Here is a 23,652-nt window from a genome sequence, read left to right as displayed (position 1 = left end):
CTTGGCGCCCTGCGCAGGAGATCACCATGAAAGTTATCTACACCGACAAGCCAGGCCGCGAGCGCGGCGTTTGTTACCGGCTCCTGAGTCAGTTCTTCGGGGTCATCGACGGCGCAACGCATGTTGTGGTCGAAGGCGAGGCGCCTGAGATCGTCGAGGCCTACGAGGCTGCGGGTATCAAGGTTGGCGAGCAAGACGGCCAAGAAGAGGCCGAGACTGACCCGCGCAAGATGAACGTTCCCGAACTGAAGGAATGGCTCACTGCCAAGGGCATCGACTTCGACGCCGGCGCGAAAAAGCCCGACCTGCAAGCCCTGATCCCCCAGGAGTGATCCATGACTGACTTCATCACTGTCGCTGACGTTGACGAAAAGCTCGGGCAGGGCTGGGCTGGCGCCGGTGATGCGGTCCTTGCCGTGGCCATGGCCAACGCCTGGCTGACGGCCAAGATAAAGCGAATGGTGCCAGACCCGGTGCCGGACGCCATCGTGAGTGCTGGCGCGCAGGTGGCCAAGTTGGCCGCCGCCGGCCAGCTCTACAAGGACACCCAGCGCGAGATCCAGAGCAAGACTGTGTCGGCCCAGGCTGGCACCTCGACCAGTAAGACCTACGTCGCGGGGTCTGTCGATCGCTCGACCGGCGAGAACTTCGCTCTCGACCTCATCGCACCCTGGACCCGCCGCGCCGGCACCGTAATGCTCAAGAGGATCTGACCCATGGGCATGCGCGAAGAACTCCAAGCGGAGCTGGCGGAAGCGTTCGATGATCCAGACGGCCTTGCTGACGCGGTGAAGCCTGTAGCCGGATCTCGCACCGTGAAGGGCGGATATGACCCCGAGATCGGCGGCACTGTCCCGGCCTCGACCATCAATTACGCCGGGCGCGGTGTGTTCGGTAGCTACCTGGCCAAGGAAATCGACGGCTCGCGCATCCAAACCGAGGACGTGAAGCTGTTGGTGCTGCAGAACGAACTGTTCGAAGGGCGGGCCGATGCGGTGGCCGCCACCCCGGCCGCGCCGAAGATCGGCGACCTGATCAGCGGGTTCCGGACGCTCAACGTATCCGAAGACCCAGCCCAAGCCACCTGGACCGTCCAACTGAGGAAGTGACATGCCCCGCGGATCACACATGACCCAGCGCTACGGCGGCTTGCAGGGCGGCTTTGCCGAGGCTATCCGGGCGTTCGCCGAGCAGGCCGAGCAAGCACTCGACGCTACCTTCCGCGAAATCGTGATCGAGATCGGCAGCAGCGTTATCCGCATGTCGCCGGTAGGCAACCCTGAGATATGGGCGGCCAACGTGGCCCATCGGGCCAAGGCAACCAGGGCCGCCGATGACTACGACTTCAAGGTCGCGGTCCGCAACACCCTGATCAACCTGAACCAGGACAACTTCACCAAAGCCGGCAATCTGCGCAAGGGCGTCAAGTACGCCAAGCCCCTGACCAAGACCGAGCGCGAGCAGAACTTCGCCACCAATGGCTTGGTAGCAGGCCAGGGCTACGTCGGCGGACGGTTCCGGGGCAACTGGCAATTCTCCATCGATGCTCCGGCAACTGGCGAGCTCGACCGCATCGACCCGTCGGGCAGCCAGGCGATCGCTGACCTGCAGGCCCAGGTGCAGGCCCTGACCATTGGCCAGACGGCCTACATCGTGAACAACCTAATCTACGCGGTGCCTTTGGAATACGGGCACTCAACCCAGGCACCGCACGGTATGGTCCGGGTCACCCTGGCCAACTTTCAGCGCATCGTCGACGAAGCTATCAGGAACAACCAAGTATGAGCCATGCACGAGCCCGTCAGGCCATCGAGATCAAACTGATGGACTGGGCTGCGGCGCGACAGATCCGGGTCGCCAATTTTGAAGAAGGCTTTGAGCCACAGATAAACGAGTCCTACCTACGAGCGTACCTTCTGCCGGCTGGAACCGCCTGCCGCTACCTGGGTGGCGAGGCCTACGAGTACACCGGTGTCTACCAGGTGAGCATCGTCTGCCCGGCGGGCCAGGCTCTGTCTACTGCTGAGGTCATGGTCGACGAACTGAGCATCTTGTTCCGCGTCGACACCGAGCTCAGCCGCAACGGCTTCGAAGGCTTGATCGTCGAGCCGCTGGAGCAGGGGCCCACCATCACCGAGCCTGCGACCTACACGGTCCCGGCCAGCTTCACTTACCGCGGCGTCGCGGACCTGTAAATCACTCAACGGCCTCTTCTGGAGGCCAACCAAACACGCAGCCTAGGCCCGTACAGCCGAACGGTGGATGTTCGTTCATCCGTCCGCCCCGGCTGCGTATCTATTCGCCTGATGAACGAGGTGGCACAGATGATCGAGAGCAACGTCATTCCGTTTCACTACCAAGGCCAGGCCGTTCGCTTCAATAGCGAGGGCTGGATCAACGCGACCGATGTGGCCAAGCGCTACGGCAAGAAGCCTGCCGAATGGCTGCGCCTTCCTGAGTCGGTCAAGTATATGGATGCGCTGGCGCGCCACTTAAATGTGGGGGAATCCCACCTTTTAGTTCGAAGCACAAAGGGCCGCAGCGGCGGGACCTGGCTTCACCCAAAGCTGGCGGTCTCATTCGCCCGCTGGCTGGACGTGGATTTTGCCGTCTGGTGCGACCTGCACATCGATGCCTTGCTGCGCGGCGAGCTGGACGAAAAGCAGAAATTCGACCGTGCCTGCAAGGCACTTCAGGATCAGAACGAGCGAGGCAGCTTTGCTGGCAGAGAACTGGCCAAGCACCGCTGGAATAAGCCTCCGCTTGAGGCAGAAGTCGAGCACTGGCGCAGCCAACTGCAAATGACCCTGGGCCTCGACGCAGCCTGACAAGAAATACACCCATGAAACCCGCCGCGTGCGGGCTTTTTCTACCCAAGAGGAAAACACCATGGCCGCACGCTTCCCGCTGCCGAACGGCGCTATCGTTGAGATCGCCATGACCCTGGGGACCGCCATCCCCTTCACTGCAATCTCAAACGCTGCGCCGCCAGTTCTGACCGCCGAGGACCATGGTCTCGACACGCAGGACGTGGTGCTGATCGACTCCGGCTGGGCCAAGCTCACCGACCGCGCCGCCCGGGTAGCCAACGCACTGACTGACAGTTTCGCGCTGGGTGGTGTGAGCACCGCTGACGTCGATACCTTCACCCCCGGCGCCGGCCTTGGCTCCATCATCCCCGTCACCGACTGGGTTCAGATCTCCAAGGTCACCGGCTTTACCCCGTCTGGCGGTGAACAGCAGTTCCTGACCGTCGGCTACCTCGAAGACGATGACGACCGTCAGATGCCGACCAACCGCAACCCGATCAGCCTGGCCATCGTTGTCGAGGACCAGCCCACCGCCGCCTATGTTGGCGCTGTAGAGGGCTTCGACGAAACCAAGGAGCTGACTGTGGTGCGCCTGAAGCTGCGCAACGGTGACCAGATCCTCTATCCGGGCTATGTGAGTATCACCACCACCCCAACCATGGAGCGGAATAACCTGATGACCCGCACCATCAGCGTAGGCCTGTCCGGCCGCCCATTGCGCTACCTGAAAGCGGCCTAAGGAGACCCCCATGGCGAAGATCAAGATTGCGCAGAACCCGAAGTTCACTGCCCTGGTTCAGGTGCCGCGTATTGGCGGTGAGGCGGTGCCGGTGGAGTTCACTTTCCGCTACATGGATCGTGTCACCCTGGCCGAGATGTTCGACCGCTGGAACAAAGCGCGCGATGCCTGGGCGGAAAAGGCAAAGGAGGAAGGTGTCAGCTGGAAGGACGCCACTGCCGCCGAGATCGAGCTTCAGGCAGATCAGCTGAAGGATATCGTGGTCGGCTGGGATCTCGACGACGAGTTCAGCGACGACGCCATCCTCTACCTGGTGCGAACCTGCACCGGCGCGCCAAAAGCTGTCATCGACGCGTTCCAGAACGCATACAGCCCCGCCCGCCTGGGAAACTGAAGAGCGCGGCCAGGGCTGTCTACGAGCAGGGGGCCTCCGAAGGGCAGCTGGCGATGCTCGGCCTGAGCCGCGCCGACCTTCCCGAAGAAGAGGTTGAGGTCTGGCCGGATGCCTGGCCAGCCTTCCGCCTGTTCGAGGCAATGTCCACCCAGTGGCGGACGGGCATGGGCGGCCCCTCAGGCCTGGACTACTCAATCATCCCGGCCATCGCTTCGATGCTCGGCATCAAGCGCCGCGACCTTCCCGACATTTTTCCCGATCTCCGTGTAATGGAGGCCGAGGCCTTGGCCGTCATGGCCGAATCCGTGGAGTAGATCATGACCACCATTGCCGAACTCGGGATCAAGGTTGATTCCGGCGATGCTGTCGAGGCTGCAAGCGACCTCGACAAGCTGGCAGACGCTGGCAAGCGTAGCGAGGAATCGGCGGGCAAGACCGGGCGCGCCTGGGAGTCAGCGCTGAGCGGGATGCAGGGTGATACCCGGCAGATTGTTCAGGAGCTGCAGGCTCTCAACGCCAAGCAGGCTGAGCTGGCACAGCAGATGATCACGGTCGGCCGTGCCGTGACCACCGCCGCGGCGGGCATGACTGCATTCAAGGCCGGGGCTGAGCAGGCCGGGCAGGCCCAGGCCGCGCTGACGACCGCCACTGACGCAGGGGCCCAGGCAAGCCACCGCGCCGCAGAAACTGCTGATGAGCAGCAGGCTCGACTTCTGGCCATGGCGCGGGCATCCCTGGAGGCGAGCGAGTACGTTCAATCGCTGAACCGCGCTACTGCTCAAACCGCCGAAGTTACCAGCCAGGCGAATGCCGTCCTGTCGGACAACGCCAGTCGGCAGGCCGCCATCAATACCCGCGCACAAGCTCTGCTGGCAACAGAAGAGCGCCTGGCCGGCTCCGCCAAGAGCGCATCCGCCGCGCAGCGCGATCAGGGCCAGGCTCTCGACGACCTGCTCGGTAAAATCGACCCTACGGTCGCAGCCATGAGTCGTCTGGATCAGATGGAGCAGAAGCTGCAGGGGTTCAAGGCCAGCGGCGCCCTCGACCCCGAGACCTTCGCTGAGTACAAGACGAAGGTTGACCAGGCGAGGTCTGCCCTGGGTAGTGCGGATGCCGCGCTGAGCAGCACTGGCATGACCGCAAAGGCTACCGCTGCAGCGTTGCGAGGTGTACCGGCTCAGTTCACTGATATTTTCACGTCGATTGTCGCTGGCCAGCCGATCATGATGGTTGCCCTGCAGCAGGGCGGCCAGCTCAAGGATATGTTCGGCGGGCTTGGCCCGGCGGCGCGTGCCTTGGGCGGCTACATCCTGGGGCTGATCAATCCCTTTACCGTCTCGGCTGCTGCCGCAGTGACGCTGGGGTATGCCTTCTACAAAGGCTCCGAAGAGGCAGACGCCTATAGCAACGCGCTGATCTTGACGGGTAATTCCGCCGGGCTGACTGCCGATCAGCTGGGCAGTATGGCCAAGCAGGTGAGTGCGACTGTTGGCACAACTGGGGCAGCTGCATCGGTTCTGGCGAGCCTGGCCGGTAGCGGCAAGATCGCTGGCGACAGCTTCATGGATGTGGCGCAAGCAGCCGTGTCGATGGAGGAGGCAACGGGCCGGGCGGTTTCCGAGACCATTGCCGAGTTCGTCAAGCTGGCGGACGACCCAGTGAAAGCCTCGGTCGCGCTGAACACGCAGTACAACTACTTGACGAGCTCGGTCTATTCGCAGATTGCCGCTCTTGAGCAGCAAGGCAGGCACGCGGACGCCGTCAAGCTCGCCACCGAAGCCTTCGCAGACGCCATCAACGAGCGCACCCCAAAGATCATCGAGAACCTGAGCTGGTGGGAGCGCGGTTACAACGCGGTCGCCAAGGCTGCCGATCAGTTGAAAAACATTGGTCGGGAGAGCATCGACGACGATATCCGCCAGGCCGAGATCAACTTGGCCGGTGCCGAGCGCGGCGACGTTGGTGCCTTCCAGAACCGCGACACGATGGTCGAGTTCTACACTGATCAGCTTCAGTTCTTGAAGGATAAGAAAGCAGCCCAGGAGGAAAACGCCGCATTTGACCGCCAGGAGGCGGAGGCCAACGAGAAGACCATCAAGGCCATGGCTAAGGTCGATGCCCTGGAGAAGTCTGCCTGGACCAACTCTAAGAAACGCAGCGAGGCGCTCAAAGAGTACGAGCGGTCGCTGGATGTCATCAGGAAGAAGGATCCAGCTGATGCTCGACTCAACCCGGAGACTGTCGCAAGGGTCCGCAGCAACATTTCCGAGCAGTACAAGGATCCTGCTGGGCGTACTGGCGCTGTAGACCTCTCCGGCTTCAACACACAGAAGAACGCTCTCAACTCCATCCTGGCTGAGTACAAAAACAATCAGAAGGAGCTGGATGCAGCCCAGAAGGCCGGCATCATCTCCCAGGAGTCGTACGCGGCCCAGCGCGCGGCCATCATCGAGCAGCAGAAAGGCGAGGTGACCAACGCCTATCAGGCGGAGATCGCGGCGCTCGAAGCTGCCAAGGGCAAGGCCGGTACCTCGGCCGCCCAGCAGATCCAGCTGGACCAGAAGATCGCCGATGCCCGGGCCAACATGGTCAAGGCGCAGAAGGACGCTGATTCGGAACTGGCCGTGCTGGCCACGAACGAGGAGGGGCGGCTGCGCAAGCAGGCCCAGGCGGTGCAGACCTACACCAGCGCGCTGGACCAGCAGGTGAAGGCGCTGCGCTTGCAAGGGCAGCGATCTGCCGAAGGCCTCGGCTTGGGCGACCGGCAACGCGGCCTGCAGGACCAGCAGAACGGTATCGCCGACCGGATCAACCAGCAGAAGCTGGACCTGGCCAACCAGTACGGTGATGGCTCCCGCGGCATGAGCCTCGATGAGTACAACCAGAAGCTCTCGGCGCTCGACAAAACCCAGCGCGACCTGCAGGAAACTGCAATCGCCAACTACAACGACATGACCACTGCCCAGGGCAGCTGGAGCGCCGGCGCTTCGTCGGCCTTCCAGAACTACCTTGAGTCGGCCCGAGATGTCGCCGGCCAGACCAAGAGCCTGTTCACCAACGCCTTCAGCTCGATGGAAGACTCCGTCGCGAACTTCGCCATCTCCGGCAAGTTCTCGTTCGCCGACTTCACCAAGTCGATCCTGGCGGACATGGCGCGGATTGCCACCCGGCAGGCTGCCTCAGGGCTGCTGTCGAGCATTGCCGGCAGTGCGCTGGGCGCCTGGTTCAGTGGCGGCAGCGCACCTACCTCTGCAGGCTCAACCCAGGCTGGCTACAGCCCGGAGATCATGGACAACTTCGTCTCTGGTCAACGTGCCGCCGGCGGACCGGTAGCGGCGAACTCGCTCTACCAGGTCAACGAACTGGGCCCGGAGCTGCTGAATCAGGGAGGGAAGACCTACCTGATGATGGGGGCCGAGGGCGGCACGATCACGCCGCTGGGGGCTGGGCCGGTATCCGCTGCGGCAGCTGGAGCGGGCGGCGGTACGGTGATCCATGTGTCGGTGAGCATCGATGGCGAGGGAAATGCCGCCTCGTCGGCCGACACCGCTGGGTACGAGCAGTTCGGCAGCGAGCTCGCGACGTTTGTTGAGCAGAAGTACAACCAGATGATGGCCAAGGATCTCAGGCAGGGCGGCCGTATCAACACGGCATTGAAGGGGCGCTGATGGCTATCGAGACATTCACCTGGCGGCTGCAGTCTGGCGAGCAGGGCGAGTTCACCTTTGCGGTTCGAACCAAACGCTTTGCGGATGGATACGAACAGTCCGTTGGCGAAAGCCTGAACAACCGCTCGCAGTCCTGGCCCATCACGTGCACCGGCACCAAGGAGCAAGTGAAGGCCGTAAAGGCCTTCCTTGATCGGCACCAGGGCGCGAAGGCCTTTCTATGGACGCCTCCGCTTGGAGAGCTCGGGCTGTACAAATGCGCCGGCTACCAGCTCAGCAACCGCGGCGGCCTGATCTACGCCCTGGCCGCAACATTCACGCAGACATTCCACCCTTAAGGTCAATCCATGCCCCTGATCAGAGACATCCAGAAGCTGGAGCCTGGCAATGAGGTGATCCTCTTTGAAATCGACGGCTCCGAACACGGCGCCGACGTGCTGCGATTCCACGGCCACGCTATCCCGCACTCGCCCGAGGAACTAGCTGCAGCCGGCGCGAACGCCGATCAGCTGCCGGCCAAGTCGATCTTCTGGCAGGGCAACGAGTATGCGGCCTGGCCAGTGCAGATCGAAGGTATTGGGGCGGACAGCAACGGCTCTGCAACCCGGCCGACATTGTCCGCTGGCAACGTCAACGGCCGTATCACTGCGCTGTGCCTGGCGTTCGACGACCTGCTGAAGTTTCAACTGACTGTACGCGAGACCCTGGCCCAGTACCTGGATGCCGAGAACTTCCCGGGCGGGAACCCCGAAGCAGACCCGACCCAAGAGGCGCTCGAGATCTGGTACATCGACCAGAAGACCGGCGAAGACGGCGAGATGGTCGTGTGGGAGCTTTCTTCCCCGGGCGAGATTGACGGCTTCGGTCTGCCGGGCCGGCAGATGACCACCTTTTGCCACTGGGCCATGACCAATGGTTATCGGGGCCCTGACTGCAACTACACCGGCGCGGCGATGTTTGACGACGAGGACAACCCCACGGACGACCCTTCGAAGGACCAGTGCAAGGGTTGCCTCAGCTCCTGCAAGTTGCGCTTCGGCGAAACCAACGAGCTTTCGTTCGGAGGCTTTCCGGCCGTATCCCTGATCGCACGGAGCTGACCATGCGCAAACACATCCTGGCCGCCGTGCAAGCGCACGCCGCGGCTGAGTACCCGCGCGAGTGCTGCGGGTTGATCTTGGCCGTAGGCCGAAAGCAGATCTACGTGCCGTGCACCAACACTGCGAGCAACCCGGGCGAAGAGTTCCGGATCGCGCCGGAGGAATACGCAGCAGCGGAAGATCAGGGCGAGGTGATCGGCATCGTACATTCGCACCCCGACGCCACCAGTAGGCCGTCACCGCGTGACCTGGCCATGTGCGAAGCCACGGCACTGCCCTGGCATATCCTGTCCTGGCCTGAAGGCGATCTGCGGACCATCACCCCAAGCGGCAGCACGCCGCTGCTCGGCCGGCCATTCGTACACGGCGCCTGGGACTGCTGGCAGGCCTGCGCAGACTGGTATCAGCGGGAGTGGGGGCTGGAGTTCCCGGCCTACGCACGGGAGGACGGGTGGTGGGAGCAGGCCGCCGGGCCCAGCTTGTACGAGCAGGCCTATGAGGCGGCGGGCTTCTACCAGGTCGACCGGCCACAGCACGGCGACATGATCGTCATGGAGGTGGGGCGCACGGCGCACCCGAACCATGCTGGGATTTACCTGGGCGCCGACCCGCAACTGCCAGACGAGCAGGTCCAGGTGTTCGGCCAGGGCCCGTTCCTGCTGCATCACCTGTACGGCAGGCCATCAGAAATCATCGTGTTCGGCGGGCCATGGCTTGCCCGGACACGCCTTGTGTTGCGTCATCGGGACGCGAAGTGAAAGCGGCCAGGCCGCAGGAGAGTAAATATGGCAAGCGAAAAAAAGCGTGATGAGGTTAAACGGGCATCTTCCGATTGGAGAGTGCTGATGGTTCAGCACCCTCGCTTGGGTTTCTACTATGCCTCTGGATTCAAACTCGACCGGTAATGCTCTGTACAAGGTTGTCGATGTAGCTGTCGTGCAGAGCTTTGTCGATGTTTTGGAATTGTTCGGACTTCAGGCTTTGTAGTTCCTGCGCAATTGCGCTCGCGATAGCATCATTCCCGTAGGCGAGGCGTCGTCCCAACACCGCCGCGGCGTTCATATTGAAAACAATGGCTGTCCTGAGCGCATGCTCAAGGTCATTAAGGCGCTGTTCTACGGTTCTGTCGTTGCTCACATCGACCTCCTAGGTCTTCATGCCCCAGTCCATGGGCTTTCCGGCAACGGACCGGGGCGGTTCGTTGGAAGGCACAACGCTACTACGCCCCGGCCCAGGCCACGTACTGGCTTTCCGTCCATGGTGGATGGGTGGACAGGCGTGGGCCGATGGTGGCAGTTGGTGGTTGGGGCAAGCGTCGTACCGAACGTGAAGCGTGGGACGCGTATCCTGCCGCGGCGCTGCCAGATGCCCTCAAAGGGGCTAGCGGAACGAACTACATCAAAGATGCAGTGGAGCAGGTAGCCAAGATCGCTGACGCACTTGTAGAGCAGAGACGCAGGCGTTAACGAAGCTCCTAGGATTGAAGCCCAGCCCCGCGCTGGGCTTTTTGCATTTGGCGGTAGCCTCTATATGGCTGTGGTAAATTGTAGGCTTCATCAGGCCCGTGCCGAGGGTAAAAATGTTCGCCGAGCTTTTAAAATCAGCCGTTGAGCTACTCAAAATTGCGCCCCGCTATTTCGTAGCTGTTGCGTTGGTTTCTGGATTCCTGCTTTTCGCTCCGGATGGCTGGCTGGAATCTTTAGGACTTAGCTCCTTTGTGAGTGATAACAAGAAATGGCTGGGGATGGCGCTGTTGGTAAGCTCTGTTCTTTGGGGTGTCTATGTCGTGTCGGCAGTTGGGAAGTTAATAGGCATTAGGTTCAAGAAAAGTAAGCACGAGAGAAGGGTTCTTGAGAAACTTCGCTCTCTAACCGAAGATGAAAAGCAGATTCTGCGATACTACGTCGCAAACAATACACGAGCCAATACACTCCGCGTTGATGATGGCGTTGTGCAGGGGTTAGTTGCAAGCAGGATAATATTCAGGTCGGCATCCATGGGTAGTATTCTTGAAGGATTCGCTCACAATATAAGTGAGCTGGCCTGGACATATGTTCACGCCTATCCGGAGCTTCTTGATGGTACGACGAATTTCTATCGTACTGATAAGCGGGATCGAGGGTGGTGAGGGGTATTCACCGATCTGGCTGAGCATCGAACATTTCGACCATCATTTCCTCATGCTTCTTTTGCCTTACGGTGTAGAGCATGCACCGGTGTAAAAGAAGTCGCTTCATGTGCTGAGGCAAGGTGCCTGGGCTCTATTTGGAACACTTCGACTTTATCGCTATGCGTGTTGGTTACTTCGATGGTGTAGCTCGCGATCGTGCCGTCGTCCCGCTGGGTGTGACTGAGGTATTTGAAGGTAAGTATGGACTCGGACACGCGGATATCCAGTGGAAGACGGCTGAGATGAAACAGTCAGCAAAGCGCAGATCTCTAAACTAGCAGAGCCGGCGACCATTTCGTTTGATACGGCGTCGATACTTCAGCATCTCGTCTACTCGGGTAGATGTTACCAGCCAAGCGAACTCAAAAATCAGAAGTGGAATACCGGTTAGCGAGCCGTATAGGATGGCCAGAACATAGCTCTTATGCGCCTCATTAGGTGCAAACCCGAAACTCACAACGCACAATGCAGCAGTCAAGATAAACAGCGTTAGCATCGCGTAGCTAAGTACGATCTCTCTGTTAATTCTTACGCTGTCAAATCTGGCAGCCTTGATACGCTTCATGTCTTTCAGTTTGCGACCTCGGAAAAAGGATCGTATCCGGCCCTTTGCTCCGGACAGCAATAGCTGAGCTTTGTCATGTCCGAGACGGTACAGCGGTGGTAGCGCGAGTGCGATAAGTGCGGAGACTACGCTGTTGATCCAGAGTTGCGGATTGTTCATCCATTCATTCATGAGGCTTTCCGTAGCTAAGAGGTGCACAGCGTTATCGCGCGGTCGGGCGCTGGGTTTTTTAATTTATGACGCTTATGAAAAAGCCGGGCTGGCCGGGCTTGGGTTGCGCCCTTTACAGATTAGGCCGCAAAACAACGCGGGCTACTGGAGCTTCATCGAATCGAGCAGGTTAAGAGCGCCCTCTGAGGCATTGCCTGGGTCGCTCGCAGCTCCGGCAGCTGACTCGATGAGTCGCGCCAAAACCTCCCCTGGTGTGAGTTTAAATTTCTCTGCCGCCTCGATTAGTGATTGGTAAGACTCTGGGGTTACTGCAAAGGTTACGGGTTCGTCCGGGCTCTCTTCGAACGAGAGCTTGATTCGAACAGTTTCCGCTTCATCTTTCTGTCCAGCCAGTTCTGACACGCTGACTCCTAAGGCGTCTGCCAGGTTGTAGAGGTCATCAGTGCTCGGAGAGAGATCTCCTAGCTCGAACTCGGTCAGTACTGAGGTTTCTATGCCGGTCCTCTTGGACAGCAGCCGGAGGCTGATTTTTTTCCTGCATCGCAATTCAAGAAGGCGTGAAGAGAATCCTTCGTATAGCTCAACGCTCGGGCGGCCAGACTCTGCCCCCTGAAGTTCCTCCACAGAGACGCCAAGTGCTTCTCCCAGTCGCATCAGAACCTTGAGGCGGGGCATTGATTTTCCGGCTTCGTACTTAGAAATCATCGACCAGGCGACCCCGGCTGCGGCGCCTAGTTCGCGCTGTGTTAGGCCCTTTTGTGCTCTCAGATGAGCAAGTCTTTCAGCGAATGTTGCGTTCATGTGTGTCCTAGCGTTGCTCGGGATGCGTTATCCCCATACCAAGCGTATGCCGCTAAAGGCAAGTAATGCAACAAACGAAACACTGTTGTTGACAAACGACACAAAGGGAACAAAACTACACAAACTAAACATGAGTGAGGTGGAGATGTGAGTACGACCAAAGAAAAGAAGGTGGTGGGCGTTCGGCTGATGGAAATGATGCGCAAAGCGCTTGCTGGAAAGGCTGAAGAGAACGGCCGGAGCCTGAGCGGAGAGATCGTCTTCCGCTTGAGAAAGTCCCTGGAGCAGGAGATGCAGGATGAGCAAAAACAGCGGGCATGAAAAAGCCCCAGTGCTGGCAGGCGCTGAGGCTTTGAGTAACGAGATCAACTACCAGGAAGAAATCGTCATGGCGAATAATAGCACAAACGTGATTCCGTTCAATTTCGGCAAGCAGCAGGTGCGCACGCTGTTGATCAATGATCAGCCGTGGTTCGTGGCTGCCGACGTTTCGGCTGCCTTGCTTTACGCAGAAGCCAAGGACATGACTCGCAATCTAGATGAGGACGAGAAGGGTCGGCAGATTGTGCCGACCCCTGGCGGCGCTCAGGAAATGCTGGTTATCAATGAGTCCGGTCTGTACTCGGCGGTCCTTCGTAGTCGCAAGGCCGAGGCCAAGCGTTTCAAGAAGTGGGTGACGGCTGAAGTCTTGCCAGCGATCCGCAAGCGCGGCCGCTACGATGACCAGCAGGCGAAGATGCCAACCCTCATGGATGAACTGATCGGCATGAGCGAGCTGAGCGTCATCAAGGGCCTGATCAGGGACAAGGGCAGAGCGGTCGCGGCGGACAAGCGTCAAAGCTTCGCGCTGACCATGCACAATCGCCTGCATACCCGCTTCAACGTACCGCGCACCGAGCTGATCCCGGCTGGCCAGTTCGAAGCCGCCTGTAATTTCATTGCAGCCTACAGCGTGCTGGAAGGTGAGTTCATCGCCAAGGAGCCGCCACAGTTGCAGCTGCCGCTGAACATCCACTACCCAATTGAGGCCCTGGCAGCCATCCGCGAAGGGATGCTGACTGTCCGCAACGAAAAACAGGCGTGGCTGGACGTGACGCTCGAAGACATTCGCGATACGCGTGACGGCACCACGCCTCTTGAGAGCCTGTTGTGGGATCTGGAGAAGGCAGGCTTCGACATCCGCGGCGCCTGGTGGGAGCTTCGCACCTACCGCAACAAGCTGCGGGAAATCACCTCCTTTGTGAAAGGCTTGGGTCGTGTGATGGAAGAGCCTCAGCGTTATGCGGTTGATGCACCAAAGGAGAGGGCTGCAGCATGAGCGCGCTGATGACTGTTCCGTTTCATGGCACCAATCTTTTCATCGTTGAGCATCATGACGAGCCATTCGTGCCCATGCGGCCTATCGTCGAAGGCATGGGGATGGCTTGGCAGCCTCAGCACCGAAAGCTGGTAGACAGGTTCGAGGCCTGCATCACCCATATGGTTACGCAGCTCCCCGGAGATGACCAAGCAAGGGAGGTGGTGTGCCTGCCGCTGAAGAAGCTCCCGGCCTGGATGTATAGCGTCAACCCGAAAAAGGTTGATGAGAGCATTCGACAGACGATCATCGACTATCAGAATGAGTGCGATGATGCGCTTTGGCAGTACTGGAACGATGGCCACGCTGTAAATCCCCGAGCACAGCAGCCGGCAGCCAACGAGGATTCGATACCGCTTGAGCGGCGCCTACCGGTGGCCGCTGACAGCTTCGACGCCGCCAAGCGAATTGCCGAGAGCTTGGGGCTTGAAGGAAACCAGGCCATCCTGAGCGCGAACAGCATGGTCCGCTCGGCAATCGGTATCGACCTTATGGAAATGGCCGGTGTGAAGCGCCTGGTCAATGAAGCCCAGGAGCTGAACTACACGCCAACCGAGCTTGGCGCGAAGTTCGGCATGAGTGCGGCAAGCATGAACAAGCTGCTGGCCCAGTGTGGGCTACAGCATCATGTGATCTACAAGCCAGGCAAGAAACGCTGGGAGGTCACGCCGGACGGCAAGGAATTTGCCGTGATCACTGATACTGGCAAGAAGCACAGCGACGGCAAGCCGATCCAGCAAATCCTCTGGAAGGAGTCGGTGGCCAAGCCCCTGAAGCGCCTGGCTGAGAAGCTCCAAGCCGAAATGCCTGAGGTGGTTGCACACGGCCTTTCGCGGTAATCAGCCAATCAAGCCGAACCCCGCCCATGCGGGGTTACTGTGCTATCGATAATTCATCAAGGAAGTAAGCATGGACTACAGCAAGATCGGAACCGAAGAGCGTGTGAGGCTAACAATCGAAGCAACTGCGAGCCATGACTTTGATCGGGTGAGAAAGTTGGTTGATACCTGCCCTCGGCATAAAGTTGAGATCCAGAGCCTCGAGTACCTCGACAAGACGCGAATGCTGATGAATGTGGCTGCGCGATTTGAAATGGAGATGCGCGGCATCGCTTTGGCCATTCAAGCGTCCGATAATCCACCTCCTATCATGGCTCAAATGAATGCTGCAAAGGTCGTCTGGGTCGAATTTTGTGCTCAGAATGATATGAATCCTGACGTCCTGATCCAAACTGCTGGCGGACACCACCCATTGGTGAAGCAATTCCTGGGGTGGTGCTGCTTGCCACCCGATGAGGCGCTCGTTGCGCAGTGGCGCAGGGTGTTCCATGCAGCATCTACCGGCGACCTTGTCACTGAAAAACGGCACTGATAGCCAGAAATACCGATTCGTTGATATGGTTCCCCCATCTAAGTGAAGGGGGAATACATGAGAGCTCTGATCGGTGCGATTGGGATGGCGTTGTTGGCGGGGTGTTCTAACGTGAGCGATACGCGAGATACGGCTCCACTTCTGCAGGTGTCATCGTCGAATAGCGCAAAGCAGGTTGCCGAGTGTATTCGGGATGGCTGGCAGAACATCGCCGTTTGGGGGGCGGGCATAGGTGGAACGTTGCAAGAGTCCAATGGGCGCTACACAGTGTTCTCGCCTGATTCACAGACCCCCTGGCACTTGGCTGATGTAACGCCAACCTCAACGGGCTCTAAGGTTTCCTACCATTTTTACAGAACGTGGCAATCGCCAATTGATCGAGTGCCAGAAGTAGTGAAGTCCTGCGCCCGATGACTTGTTGCTAACCATAACCGCCTACGGGCGGTTTTTTATTGTTCGGAGAGACGCAATGGCAGCCCTTGCAATTGAGTACACCCCAAAAACTAAGATCACGCTTTGTGGTTCTTTGGGGAAAAAGTTTGGCAGGCAGCACAATTTTTTTCTTGGCAATGGCGACGTACATGAAGGCATGCGCGCCATTGACTCTAACTATCCTGGGTTCTTCCGTGAGTTGGCGAGCGCTAGGGAAAGGGGCCTGATTTTCGCGGTGTACCGGAATGGTAAAAACGTTACAGAAAATGAGTTTGGGCTTGGCGGGTGTCGTGAAATCAAAATTGTGCCAGTCATCACCGGGAGCAAAAGAGCGGGCGTGTTGCAAACTGTTATCGGGGTGGCTCTAATTGCTTTGGCATGGTGGAACCCGTTGGGCTGGTCTGCCAGCACCGCAATGCTGGTAACCAGCGCCGGGGTGGCTAATGCCGCTGGCGGCGTGATCCAAATGCTCAGCCCCCAAGCCAAAGGCCTGAAGACCAGCGCTGCCCCTGAGAACACCCCGGGCTACGCATTTGGCAGCGCCCGAAACACCACCGCCAGTGGCAACCCCGTACCACTCTGCCTGGGGCGTCGGCGGTGGGGTGGAGCGGTCATCAGCGCCGCTATTTACTCCGAAGACAAACTCTAACCCGTACACAGAACACCGACCGCCGCCTGGCGGTTTTTTTACGCCTGGAGGAAAGCATGGGCGCAGCACAGAAACTGGACATCGTAGGCGCCAAGGGTGGCTCGGATAAGCCGAAACAGCCTACAGAGGCGCCGGACAGCCTGCGCTCGGTCGCCGTGGCAAAAATGCTGATCGCCGTGGGAGAGGGTGAGTTCGAGGGGACGCCAACTGCGCGGGACATTTATCTGGACAACACGCCGTTGGCTGACCCGGCCGGCAACCTGAACTTCCCGAACGTGAAGTGGGAATGGCGTACAGGCTCGGTGGAGCAGGGCCATATCCCAGGCATCCCGTCCATCGAGAACGAGATCAGCGAGAGCGTCGAATTGCGCAGCGATAACGCCTACATCCGCGCGATCGACAGGCTGGAGCTATCCGCGATCCGCCTGCGCTTTGCCTGGCCAATGCTGCAATCGGTCGATTCAGGAGGGAACGTCAAAGGCTATCGGATTGAATACGCCGTGGACCTCGCTACTGACGGCGGGGCGTATAAGCAGGTGCTGCTGGAGGCTGTCGACGGCAAGACCACCAGCACCTACGAGCGCACCCGCCGCATCGACCTGCCAAAGGCTACCAGTGGCTGGCTGCTGCGCGTCCGCCGGCTGACGCCTAACCAGAACAACAACAAGATCGCCGACACCATGCAGATAGTCGGGCGGACCGAGGTGATCGACGCCAAGGTTCGATACCCGAACACCGCGTTGCTGTACATCGAGTTCTCGGCCGAGCAGTTCCGCAACATTCCGGCGGTCACTGTGGAGTGTGACGCTCGCAAATTCCAGGTGCCCAGCAACTATGACCCGCGCTCAAGGGTTTACACCGGGGTCTGGGATGGCACCTTCAAAGAGGCCTGGACCGACAACCCGGCCTGGCACACCTACGGCATCACCGTGAACGACCGTTTTGGTCTGGGTCGGCGCATCAAGCCCTGGCAGGTCGACAAGTGGGAGCTCTATCGGATCGCCCAGTATTGCGACCAGATGGTACCGAACGGGAGGGGCGGCCAGGAGCCGCGTTTCATCTGCAATCTTAACCTTCAGGGCAAAGCTGACGCTTGGAGCCTGCTGCGCGATATCTCGGCGATCTACCGGGGTATGACCTACTGGGCGCAGGGGCAGGTGTACAGCTTGGCTGACATGCCGCGCGACACCGACTTCGACTTCGCCTACACCCGGGCGAACGTCATCGACGGCAAGTTCACCTATTCGAGCGCCTCGGAGCGCACGCGCTACAGCCGCGCCCTGATCAGCTACGACAACCCGGCGAACAGCTACGACACCGATGTCACCTCGGTGACTGACCAGAAACTGCAGCGCCGCTATGGCGACAACGTGTTGGAGATTAGCGCGATCGGCTGCACCCGCGAATCGGAGGCCCAGCGCCGCGGCAAATGGGCGCTGCTGACGAACTCACGAGATCGAGGCATCACCTTCAAGGTCGGGCTCGATGGGCGAATCCCATTGCCGGGCTATGTGATCCCGGTCGCGGACGAGCTGCTGGCGGGCCGGCCAATTGGCGGGCGCATCGCTGCTGTATCCGGCCGCACCATCGGCTTGGACCGTGACACCCAGGCCAAGGCCGGTGACCGCTTGATCCTCAACCTGCCGGATGGAACCTGCCAGGCACGCACCGTTCAATCGGTGAGCGGCCGGGCCGTAACCGTCACCACTGCCTACTCGGTGGTACCGGAGCCTGAGCTGGTGTGGGCGCTCGACGCAGACGACCTGGCGGTACCGCTGTACCGTGTGACCAGCGTTACCCGCCCAGAGCCTGGTGTGTTTGAGATCAGCGCGGTGCAGTACGACCCGAGCAAGTTTGCGCATATCGACACCGGGGCCCGCCTGGAAGAGCGGCCGATCAGCGTGATCCCGATCACCGTCGTTCCTCCACCGGCTAGCGTGGTTCTGACCTCGAACCATGCTGTAGACCAAGGTATCGCGGTGAGTACCATGACCATTGCTTGGCCGGCCGTGAACGGGGCCGTGGCCTACGACGTGGAATGGCGCAAGGACAACGGGAACTGGATAAAGCTGCAACGCGTTGGGGCGACTTCAGTCGATGTGGTGGGCATATACGCCGGCCAGTACCTTGCTCGGGTTCGAGCAGTCAGTGCGTTCGATATCTCGTCGATCTGGCGAGACTCGATGCTCACCGAGCTCAAGGGCAAAGAGGGCCTGCCTCCGGCGGTGTCGTATCTGAACGCATCGAGCGAGCTGTTCGCGATTGGCTTGCGATGGGGCTTCCCTGAAGGCGCAGAAGACACACAGCGTACCGAGATCTGGTACAGCCCAAGCAATGACCTGTCGGTGGCCACGAAACTCACCGACCTGGCCTACCCGCAGCACGACTTCATGCTGCAGGGGCTGGCAGCGGGCGTGTCGTTTTTCTTCTGGGCGCGCCTGGTCGACCGCACCGGCAACATCGGGCCGTGGTATCCCGTGGACAACGGCGTACTGGGGCAGAGCGGCATGGATGCTGCGCCGATCCTCGACCTCATTGCAGGGCAAATTGGCGAGACTGAGCTGGGCAAGGAGCTCATCGACAAGATCGACGGCCTGCAAGACCAGATCGATGCGCTTGACGGGCTCAAGGCCTACAACCCAGATGAGCCTTACGCGAAAGACCAGATGGTCGTCGTTGATGGCCGGATCTACCAGGCAAAAGGCCCTGTTCCTGCCGATGCCTCGGGTGCGAATTCTCCGCCGAATGCGAACCTCTGGATCGATGTCGGGCAGTCTGTTCAAACGGCCAATGGCCTGGCGCAGCAGGTGCAGACGAACAAGACGAAGATCACAGAAGTGGATGGCAAGGTCACGGCGACAGCAGAAAGCGTGCAGGCCCTGCGCGCCTCTGCTCGCGACGACGACCCGGCTGGGGACATGGCCGGCGCCCTGGCGCAGTGGGACGCAACTGCGGCATTCGTGAGCGAAGTAAAAGTCAGCGCAACGCGCGATGAAGTCATCGTGCGCAAGACTGAAACGCTCGAAGCAACCCTTGCTGATACCAGTGCAGCAGTGCAGACGATCAGCCAGGCCCAGGTCGATGCCGATGAAAAGGCCTCGACGATGTGGGCCGTCAAAATGCAGGTCAACTCCCAAGGCAAGTATGTTGTTGCAGGTATCGGCCTGGGCATCGAGAACGGACCAGCGGGCCTACAGAGCCAATTCATCGTCAACGCCGACAGGTTCGCTGTGGTCAACGACATCAACGGAACACCGGCATCGTTCTTCGCGATCCAGGGTGGGCAAACGTTTATCGATGCTGCATTCATCAAAGACGGCACCATTACAAATGCGAAGATCGGCGACATGATCAGCACTACAGACTACGTAGCGGGCGTTCAGGGCTGGGCAATTTATCGCTCAACTGGGGTGTTCGAGTTCAACGGTACCGGGCCAGGCCAAAGCCGTCTCTCTATCAACAACTCCGGCGTCCGGATGTACCACGCAAACGGCGTCCTCGGAATCGAGTTGGTTCTTTGAGATGACTGGACTTTTTATACAGACGGCAGATGAAAAAGTGCTGGTCGACATGACCAGCAAAATCAGTCAGATGGTGGGCAGCGTGGACACGGGAGGCGCAGATGGTTCGACAGCTATACCTGCGCCACCCACCGGAAAGTTGATGTTCTATATCGTCGTGCCGCTTGTTGATCTGGCTCGCGAGAAAGGAAAAAAACCAGGCGTCACAATCAGTGGCAACACGCTTTCCTGGTCGTACTCATATTCGACTTCAGGCTGGGGCTACTTCTCGGCCAACTGCCGCATTTACTACGGGTACTACTGATGGTCGCTCGACTGATAGTGAACAAGGAGGCCGGTGAGCTTCTGTTTGATACGAGCAAGATCTGCTACGGGCTTGTAAAAAGTGGGTCTATGTCAGAGATAGAAACTTGGCCTCGAAAATACCTGCGCTCAGCCCAACTTGATCCGAACAACGGAGCAAACTGGATCGACTCAAACCGATTCGGCGATACAATGTTCGGCTTCACAATAAGTAATGCGATATCGCCGATCGTGTTCATTGTGGGGAAAGGGTGTCTCAACGGTACATCGCGGTCAGGTAGCAACATGACATTCATGTATGCCGGAGGTGATGCTTCAACGAAGTTCTACTGCTTCGATTTGATGGCCGACAATATCCCAGGCCGGCCGTACCTGAAGACCTGGAACGAGGATAGACAGATCACGTTCAACTCGTTGCAGCCACCGCTGAATATCGTGAATGCAGTTCAGGCTCCCGACCCTCCTGCTGGAAACGATCAGTACGGCCGCAAGTTGCTCACATACGACGGAGGTCGAATAGAGCGCATTCGCTACCAGACTGCATCGCAAGATGCTCAGATGCATTGCGTTGTTGATGTAGGGCTCGATACCGGGGTCGAGTACGCAGTGTTCCTGCCGTTCTCGCGCAGTGCCGCGCTCTGGAATACACAGACAATATCAGGATCCATGCTTTCCCTGTGCACCGTGAGCGAGGGGGCATATGGCCGCGTGGGCGGTATATCGTTCATGTTCGCAAATTCGGGCGGAAGCCCGGTCTCGTACCCAGCAATGAACGCATCGGTTCCTGCGTCCTTTACCGCTATCCCGACCGACCGGCTGCCGGTAGCCCTCGTGATAAAGACTGCCGGGTTACCTTTTCCTTACAACTGATTTGCAAACATCAAGAGCCCGCCTTGAGCGGGTTTTTTGTTGCCTGGAGAAACCATGGGTTGGTACAGAGCAGGTAATGTCGCGATCACAAGCGGCTCAACTACAGTGACCGGGACCGGCACAGCATTCGCTGCGAATTGCAGGGTCGGTGACGAATTCAAGGGCCCCGATGGCCGCGGCTACGAAGTCGTGAACGTCGCAAGCAACACAGTGCTCAGCATCGCTCCCGCGTATCAGGGGCCTACAGTCACAGCCGGCGCATATAGCCTGGTCCCGATCCAGGGCTACCCCAAAGACCTGAGTGATCGATTCAAGCAGATCTCCGAGCAGTGGGGGCATGTGCTCGCGATCCTCGGAGCCGCCCAGACTGCCGGAGAGCTGCGCGCGAACATCGGCGCCGCGGCTTCCGGCCGGAACGCGGACATCACTGAGCTGACTGCGCTGACGAAAGCCATGACGATCGCGCAGGGCGGGACGGGAGCGACGACGCCTGCAGATGCGCGCACTGCGCTCGGACTGAAATCAGCCGCATTGGCGGACGTGGTCGGCACAGTGAGCACCGTGGGCGGCGCGATCATAGAACGAGGCAGTAATGCGAACGGCGACTACACGAAGTTTGCAGACGGAACGCTCGAGGGCTGGATCACAGGCTCAAACTCGCAGTCCATACCCAACAACTCGGGCATCGAAATCTCTGTGACATACCCGGCTACGTTTGTTGGCACACCGACGATCACTGGATCTGCGGGGCTGGCAACGAGCGGTACAACTGGGCTCGCGGCACGTGTCGCAGTTGGCTTCCCGTTCTCCGCCCCGGGGTTGAGCAGCGCCAGGGTACACATTTTCAACACTACGGGGATCGCCATCGGCGGCTTTTCATACTTCATCAAAATTAAAGGCAGGTGGCGGTAATGATCATCAAGCTTTCCCCTGTACGCTCTGATCTGGGCTTAGTTGTGGCCAGGTCCGCCGACATACTGGAAGTGAATGGTGTGGAATTTGACTTCACGCGATTGCCGGATGGCGCGACGCTCCCTGCCGAGGCTGTCGACTGCGAGTTCGTGATTGCGCCAGTCGAGCGGATCAGTGGCGGCCTGGTGCTGACACTCATGCTGCCGCACGGCGCGGATGCGAGTGAGCAATCGCGCTTCCCTGTCGACATCGTCAACCCAGCAGATGGCCGGGTGCCACTGCCCACCGACCGCGACCCGCAGCCAGATGCGCCGGCGAGCTGGCCCGCAGGTGTCGGCGCAATCGACTGGAGTCAGATGGTCACGGCAGAGATGAAGCAAGAAGCCACTGCGGCACAGCTTCTCGGTGCCGTGCAGGCTGATGCGGCTAGCCGCCGTGCCGCTGCCGACTCAGCGATTGCCCCGCTCCAGGATGCCGTCGACATCCACGATGCAACTGATGCAGAGGTCGCCTCGCTCAAGGCCTGGAAGAAATACCGGGTCGCACTGAGCCGCTTGCCGGAGCAGCCTGGGTACCCCGCGGAAATCGACTGGCCCGCGCCGCCGGCCTGATTCCGGCCGAACACCAATACCCGCCTTGAGCGGGTTTTTTATTGCCTGGAGAAAACCCATGACCCAATCGCTCCCCCGCGGCGTGCGTAACAACAACCCCGGAAACATCGACTACAACCCACGAAACGCCTGGCAGGGCCAGCTCGGCTTGGAGCAGGGCGTACCGAAACCACGGTTCGCCCGGTTCGACACTCCAGAGAACGGTATCCGCGCCCTGGGCAAGCTGCTGCTCAACTACCGAGGCAAGGACGGCATCCCCGGCGTAGGCAAGCCCGGCATCGATACGCCACTGGAGTTCATCAACCGCTGGGCGCCCAGCAACGAGAACAACACCCAGGCATACGCTGCAGCGATCGCCAAGCGCCTGGGCGTCGGCATGCGCGACTCGATCAACATGGCCGACCCCAAGACCCTGCGCGAGACCGTGCTGGGCATCATCGTGCATGAGAACGGCAGCAACCCGTATTCGCCGGCGGTCATTGATGAAGGCGTGCGGCGGGCCCTGGCATGAACTGGTTGGCCGCTGTGCCCGCCTGGTGCTGGTGGTTGATTGCCCTGGTAGTGGTGGGCTGTGGCCAGCAGTACCGGGTGGTGGTCGCCCAGGGCGAGACAGCCGAGGCTCGTACCGAACTGGCCGACTACCGCCTGGTAGTCGCGGAGAACAGCCGGCGAGCAGCAGCACAAGCGCGCGCCGAGGAGCAACGCCGCCAGAAGGTGGCAGACGAGGAAGGTGAGCATGCACGCAAGAAACTGGAAGAGGTCACCATCCGCGCCGCTGCTGCTGAGTCTGCTGCTGGCGGCCTGCGCGGGGAAATCACCCGACTGCGCGCCGGCCGATCAGCCACCTGTGGTGCCATCGATGCCCAGCAGCGCCAGGCAGGGGCCTCTGCCGTCGTGGTGCTCGGGGGATTGCTTGAAGACGCTGACCGAATGGCGGGCAGTTGCGCAGCAGCGCTTGAGCGAAGTCGAATAGCGGGGCTGACTTGCGAGGCTGTCATTAATCGGATCAGCTCTGGTCGCCAGGAAAGAGGCAGCCGCATTTTCTGACATGGAGCTTACTACCTGATCACACGAGTGGATGAACGCGCGGGGTAATAGCAGGCATATGCTGTCGCTGCCTTCGCGCTAAACAGGCAAAACCCTGTAATCAATCAAAATTACTTAGTATGCTGTTTATTTTCGGTCGTACCATCTGTTTATCGGGTATT

General features: G+C 59.6%; 29 protein-coding genes. 26 read left to right on the top strand and 3 right to left on the bottom strand.

Annotated features, from left to right (window positions below):
* Window positions 1–26 precede the first annotated feature (26 nt).
* From LOY33_RS13020 to LOY33_RS12960, 13 genes are all read left to right on the top strand, one after another.
* On the top strand, window positions 27–332 hold the full coding sequence (locus tag LOY33_RS13020) for a HeH/LEM domain-containing protein (protein WP_088514734.1): 306 nt from the start codon (window positions 27–29) through the stop codon (window positions 330–332).
* A 3-nt stretch (window positions 333–335) separates the two neighbouring features.
* Window positions 336–713: a hypothetical protein gene (locus LOY33_RS13015; protein ID WP_088514733.1), complete on the top strand. Its 378-nt coding sequence runs from the start codon at window positions 336–338 to the stop codon at window positions 711–713.
* A 3-nt stretch (window positions 714–716) separates the two neighbouring features.
* Complete coding sequence (locus LOY33_RS13010) at window positions 717–1,109, top strand: hypothetical protein (protein ID WP_258658447.1); 393 nt, start codon at window positions 717–719, stop codon at window positions 1,107–1,109.
* Between the two features lies 1 nt (window position 1,110).
* On the top strand, window positions 1,111–1,785 hold the full coding sequence (locus LOY33_RS13005; protein ID WP_236171592.1) for a hypothetical protein: 675 nt from the start codon (window positions 1,111–1,113) through the stop codon (window positions 1,783–1,785).
* Window positions 1,782–2,195, top strand: a complete 414-nt coding sequence (locus LOY33_RS13000; protein WP_258658439.1) for a DUF4128 domain-containing protein — start codon at window positions 1,782–1,784, stop codon at window positions 2,193–2,195. Before LOY33_RS13005 ends, LOY33_RS13000 begins: the two co-directional genes overlap by 4 nt.
* Before the next feature lie 129 nt (window positions 2,196–2,324).
* Entirely contained in the window at window positions 2,325–2,828 is a 504-nt protein-coding gene (locus LOY33_RS12995) for a KilA-N domain-containing protein (protein ID WP_258658438.1), read from the top strand.
* A 61-nt stretch (window positions 2,829–2,889) separates the two neighbouring features.
* Window positions 2,890–3,549: a phage tail protein gene (locus LOY33_RS12990; protein ID WP_258658437.1), complete on the top strand. Its 660-nt coding sequence runs from the start codon at window positions 2,890–2,892 to the stop codon at window positions 3,547–3,549.
* A 10-nt stretch (window positions 3,550–3,559) separates the two neighbouring features.
* Window positions 3,560–3,943, top strand: coding sequence for a phage tail assembly chaperone (locus LOY33_RS12985; protein ID WP_258658435.1), 384 nt, complete (start codon window positions 3,560–3,562; stop codon window positions 3,941–3,943).
* A 53-nt stretch (window positions 3,944–3,996) separates the two neighbouring features.
* On the top strand, window positions 3,997–4,257 hold the full coding sequence (locus tag LOY33_RS12980; RefSeq protein ID WP_210015032.1) for a DUF1799 domain-containing protein: 261 nt from the start codon (window positions 3,997–3,999) through the stop codon (window positions 4,255–4,257).
* 3 nt (window positions 4,258–4,260) lie between these two features.
* A complete protein-coding gene (locus LOY33_RS12975; RefSeq protein WP_210015031.1) occupies window positions 4,261–7,611 on the top strand; it encodes a phage tail tape measure protein in 3,351 nt (1,116 codons plus the stop codon).
* Window positions 7,611–7,949 (top strand): phage tail protein, encoded by a 339-nt coding sequence (locus tag LOY33_RS12970; RefSeq protein ID WP_054915196.1) that lies wholly within the window; start codon window positions 7,611–7,613, stop codon window positions 7,947–7,949. Before LOY33_RS12975 ends, LOY33_RS12970 begins: the two co-directional genes overlap by 1 nt.
* A 9-nt stretch (window positions 7,950–7,958) precedes the next feature.
* The gene (locus LOY33_RS12965) at window positions 7,959–8,711 is read left to right on the top strand and encodes a phage minor tail protein L (RefSeq protein WP_210015030.1); all 753 of its coding nucleotides are present in this window, start codon (window positions 7,959–7,961) and stop codon (window positions 8,709–8,711) included.
* Between the two features lie 2 nt (window positions 8,712–8,713).
* On the top strand, window positions 8,714–9,469 hold the full coding sequence (locus LOY33_RS12960) for a C40 family peptidase (RefSeq protein ID WP_210015029.1): 756 nt from the start codon (window positions 8,714–8,716) through the stop codon (window positions 9,467–9,469).
* Window positions 9,470–9,599: 130 nt separating this feature from the next.
* Here the strand turns inward: LOY33_RS12960 and LOY33_RS12955 are convergent, their stop codons facing one another.
* On the bottom strand, window positions 9,600–9,848 hold the full coding sequence (locus LOY33_RS12955) for a hypothetical protein (protein ID WP_210015028.1): 249 nt from the start codon (window positions 9,846–9,848) through the stop codon (window positions 9,600–9,602).
* 442 nt (window positions 9,849–10,290) lie between these two features.
* Here LOY33_RS12955 and LOY33_RS12950 point away from each other — a divergent pair, with 442 nt between their 5' ends.
* A complete protein-coding gene (locus LOY33_RS12950) occupies window positions 10,291–10,839 on the top strand; it encodes a superinfection exclusion B family protein (RefSeq protein WP_210015027.1) in 549 nt (182 codons plus the stop codon).
* 316 nt (window positions 10,840–11,155) lie between these two features.
* Here LOY33_RS12950 and LOY33_RS12945 read toward each other — a convergent pair whose 3' ends face one another.
* Together LOY33_RS12945 and LOY33_RS12940 are read right to left on the bottom strand one after the other, a co-directional pair.
* Window positions 11,156–11,617 (bottom strand): hypothetical protein, encoded by a 462-nt coding sequence (locus LOY33_RS12945; protein WP_210015026.1) that lies wholly within the window; start codon window positions 11,615–11,617, stop codon window positions 11,156–11,158.
* A gap of 141 nt (window positions 11,618–11,758) precedes the next feature.
* On the bottom strand, window positions 11,759–12,418 hold the full coding sequence (locus LOY33_RS12940) for a helix-turn-helix domain-containing protein (RefSeq protein WP_210015025.1): 660 nt from the start codon (window positions 12,416–12,418) through the stop codon (window positions 11,759–11,761).
* Between the two features lie 147 nt (window positions 12,419–12,565).
* Between LOY33_RS12940 and LOY33_RS12935 the strand changes: the two genes are divergently transcribed.
* The 12 genes from LOY33_RS12935 (at window position 12,566) to LOY33_RS12880 (ending at window position 23,491) form a co-directional block, all read left to right on the top strand.
* A complete protein-coding gene (locus LOY33_RS12935) occupies window positions 12,566–12,739 on the top strand; it encodes an Arc family DNA-binding protein (RefSeq protein ID WP_309475752.1) in 174 nt (57 codons plus the stop codon).
* Window positions 12,717–13,736 (top strand): Bro-N domain-containing protein, encoded by a 1,020-nt coding sequence (locus LOY33_RS12930; RefSeq protein ID WP_210015024.1) that lies wholly within the window; start codon window positions 12,717–12,719, stop codon window positions 13,734–13,736. Before LOY33_RS12935 ends, LOY33_RS12930 begins: the two co-directional genes overlap by 23 nt.
* Window positions 13,733–14,614, top strand: a complete 882-nt coding sequence (locus LOY33_RS12925; RefSeq protein WP_258658424.1) for a phage antirepressor N-terminal domain-containing protein — start codon at window positions 13,733–13,735, stop codon at window positions 14,612–14,614. Before LOY33_RS12930 ends, LOY33_RS12925 begins: the two co-directional genes overlap by 4 nt.
* 70 nt (window positions 14,615–14,684) lie before the next feature.
* The gene (locus LOY33_RS12920) at window positions 14,685–15,146 is read left to right on the top strand and encodes a hypothetical protein (RefSeq protein WP_258658421.1); all 462 of its coding nucleotides are present in this window, start codon (window positions 14,685–14,687) and stop codon (window positions 15,144–15,146) included.
* A gap of 469 nt (window positions 15,147–15,615) precedes the next feature.
* The gene (locus LOY33_RS12915; RefSeq protein WP_258658419.1) at window positions 15,616–16,227 is read left to right on the top strand and encodes a tail assembly protein; all 612 of its coding nucleotides are present in this window, start codon (window positions 15,616–15,618) and stop codon (window positions 16,225–16,227) included.
* Window positions 16,228–16,283: 56 nt separating this feature from the next.
* The gene (locus LOY33_RS12910) at window positions 16,284–19,748 is read left to right on the top strand and encodes a host specificity protein J (RefSeq protein ID WP_258658418.1); all 3,465 of its coding nucleotides are present in this window, start codon (window positions 16,284–16,286) and stop codon (window positions 19,746–19,748) included.
* Between the two features lies 1 nt (window position 19,749).
* Window positions 19,750–20,052 carry a hypothetical protein gene (locus tag LOY33_RS12905; RefSeq protein WP_258658416.1) on the top strand — a complete coding sequence of 101 codons (303 nt, stop codon included), beginning with the start codon at window positions 19,750–19,752 and terminating at the stop codon, window positions 20,050–20,052.
* The gene (locus LOY33_RS12900) at window positions 20,052–20,921 is read left to right on the top strand and encodes a hypothetical protein (RefSeq protein ID WP_258658413.1); all 870 of its coding nucleotides are present in this window, start codon (window positions 20,052–20,054) and stop codon (window positions 20,919–20,921) included. Before LOY33_RS12905 ends, LOY33_RS12900 begins: the two co-directional genes overlap by 1 nt.
* Before the next feature lie 54 nt (window positions 20,922–20,975).
* Window positions 20,976–21,833 (top strand): phage tail protein, encoded by an 858-nt coding sequence (locus LOY33_RS12895; RefSeq protein ID WP_258658410.1) that lies wholly within the window; start codon window positions 20,976–20,978, stop codon window positions 21,831–21,833.
* Window positions 21,833–22,444, top strand: coding sequence for a tail fiber assembly protein (locus tag LOY33_RS25930; protein ID WP_309475751.1), 612 nt, complete (start codon window positions 21,833–21,835; stop codon window positions 22,442–22,444). The genes LOY33_RS12895 and LOY33_RS25930 overlap by 1 nt, the downstream gene beginning before the upstream one ends.
* A gap of 58 nt (window positions 22,445–22,502) precedes the next feature.
* A complete protein-coding gene (locus LOY33_RS12885) occupies window positions 22,503–22,955 on the top strand; it encodes a structural protein P5 (RefSeq protein WP_258658406.1) in 453 nt (150 codons plus the stop codon).
* A complete protein-coding gene (locus tag LOY33_RS12880) occupies window positions 22,952–23,491 on the top strand; it encodes a DUF2514 domain-containing protein (protein WP_258658403.1) in 540 nt (179 codons plus the stop codon). Before LOY33_RS12885 ends, LOY33_RS12880 begins: the two co-directional genes overlap by 4 nt.
* The last annotated feature ends 161 nt before the right edge of the window (window positions 23,492–23,652 follow it).

This window comes from Pseudomonas sp. B21-036 (assembly GCF_024748925.1).
Lineage (GTDB): Bacteria > Pseudomonadota > Gammaproteobacteria > Pseudomonadales > Pseudomonadaceae > Aquipseudomonas > Aquipseudomonas palmensis.
The sequence above is the reverse complement of the archived record's forward strand: the minus strand, read 5'-3'. Positions and strand labels throughout refer to the sequence as shown.

Excerpts from the sequence above, each read along its gene's own strand:
- LOY33_RS13020 (WP_088514734.1), top strand. The coding sequence starts at position 27 with ATGAAAGTTATCTACACCGACAAGCCAGGCCGCGAGCGCGGCGTTTGT.
- LOY33_RS13015 (WP_088514733.1), top strand. The coding sequence starts at position 336 with ATGACTGACTTCATCACTGTCGCTGACGTTGACGAAAAGCTCGGGCAG.
- LOY33_RS13010 (WP_258658447.1), top strand. The coding sequence starts at position 717 with ATGGGCATGCGCGAAGAACTCCAAGCGGAGCTGGCGGAAGCGTTCGAT.
- LOY33_RS13005 (WP_236171592.1), top strand. The coding sequence starts at position 1,111 with ATGCCCCGCGGATCACACATGACCCAGCGCTACGGCGGCTTGCAGGGC.
- LOY33_RS13000 (WP_258658439.1), top strand. The coding sequence starts at position 1,782 with ATGAGCCATGCACGAGCCCGTCAGGCCATCGAGATCAAACTGATGGAC.
- LOY33_RS12995 (WP_258658438.1), top strand. The coding sequence starts at position 2,325 with ATGATCGAGAGCAACGTCATTCCGTTTCACTACCAAGGCCAGGCCGTT.
- LOY33_RS12990 (WP_258658437.1), top strand. The coding sequence starts at position 2,890 with ATGGCCGCACGCTTCCCGCTGCCGAACGGCGCTATCGTTGAGATCGCC.
- LOY33_RS12985 (WP_258658435.1), top strand. The coding sequence starts at position 3,560 with ATGGCGAAGATCAAGATTGCGCAGAACCCGAAGTTCACTGCCCTGGTT.
- LOY33_RS12980 (WP_210015032.1), top strand. The coding sequence starts at position 3,997 with ATGCTCGGCCTGAGCCGCGCCGACCTTCCCGAAGAAGAGGTTGAGGTC.
- LOY33_RS12975 (WP_210015031.1), top strand. The coding sequence starts at position 4,261 with ATGACCACCATTGCCGAACTCGGGATCAAGGTTGATTCCGGCGATGCT.
- LOY33_RS12970 (WP_054915196.1), top strand. The coding sequence starts at position 7,611 with ATGGCTATCGAGACATTCACCTGGCGGCTGCAGTCTGGCGAGCAGGGC.
- LOY33_RS12965 (WP_210015030.1), top strand. The coding sequence starts at position 7,959 with ATGCCCCTGATCAGAGACATCCAGAAGCTGGAGCCTGGCAATGAGGTG.
- LOY33_RS12960 (WP_210015029.1), top strand. The coding sequence starts at position 8,714 with ATGCGCAAACACATCCTGGCCGCCGTGCAAGCGCACGCCGCGGCTGAG.
- LOY33_RS12950 (WP_210015027.1), top strand. The coding sequence starts at position 10,291 with ATGTTCGCCGAGCTTTTAAAATCAGCCGTTGAGCTACTCAAAATTGCG.
- LOY33_RS12945 (WP_210015026.1), bottom strand. The coding sequence starts at position 11,617 with ATGAATGAATGGATGAACAATCCGCAACTCTGGATCAACAGCGTAGTC.
- LOY33_RS12940 (WP_210015025.1), bottom strand. The coding sequence starts at position 12,418 with ATGAACGCAACATTCGCTGAAAGACTTGCTCATCTGAGAGCACAAAAG.
- LOY33_RS12930 (WP_210015024.1), top strand. The coding sequence starts at position 12,717 with ATGAGCAAAAACAGCGGGCATGAAAAAGCCCCAGTGCTGGCAGGCGCT.
- LOY33_RS12925 (WP_258658424.1), top strand. The coding sequence starts at position 13,733 with ATGAGCGCGCTGATGACTGTTCCGTTTCATGGCACCAATCTTTTCATC.
- LOY33_RS12920 (WP_258658421.1), top strand. The coding sequence starts at position 14,685 with ATGGACTACAGCAAGATCGGAACCGAAGAGCGTGTGAGGCTAACAATC.
- LOY33_RS12915 (WP_258658419.1), top strand. The coding sequence starts at position 15,616 with ATGGCAGCCCTTGCAATTGAGTACACCCCAAAAACTAAGATCACGCTT.
- LOY33_RS12910 (WP_258658418.1), top strand. The coding sequence starts at position 16,284 with ATGGGCGCAGCACAGAAACTGGACATCGTAGGCGCCAAGGGTGGCTCG.
- LOY33_RS12905 (WP_258658416.1), top strand. The coding sequence starts at position 19,750 with ATGACTGGACTTTTTATACAGACGGCAGATGAAAAAGTGCTGGTCGAC.
- LOY33_RS12900 (WP_258658413.1), top strand. The coding sequence starts at position 20,052 with ATGGTCGCTCGACTGATAGTGAACAAGGAGGCCGGTGAGCTTCTGTTT.
- LOY33_RS12895 (WP_258658410.1), top strand. The coding sequence starts at position 20,976 with ATGGGTTGGTACAGAGCAGGTAATGTCGCGATCACAAGCGGCTCAACT.
- LOY33_RS25930 (WP_309475751.1), top strand. The coding sequence starts at position 21,833 with ATGATCATCAAGCTTTCCCCTGTACGCTCTGATCTGGGCTTAGTTGTG.
- LOY33_RS12885 (WP_258658406.1), top strand. The coding sequence starts at position 22,503 with ATGACCCAATCGCTCCCCCGCGGCGTGCGTAACAACAACCCCGGAAAC.
- LOY33_RS12880 (WP_258658403.1), top strand. The coding sequence starts at position 22,952 with ATGAACTGGTTGGCCGCTGTGCCCGCCTGGTGCTGGTGGTTGATTGCC.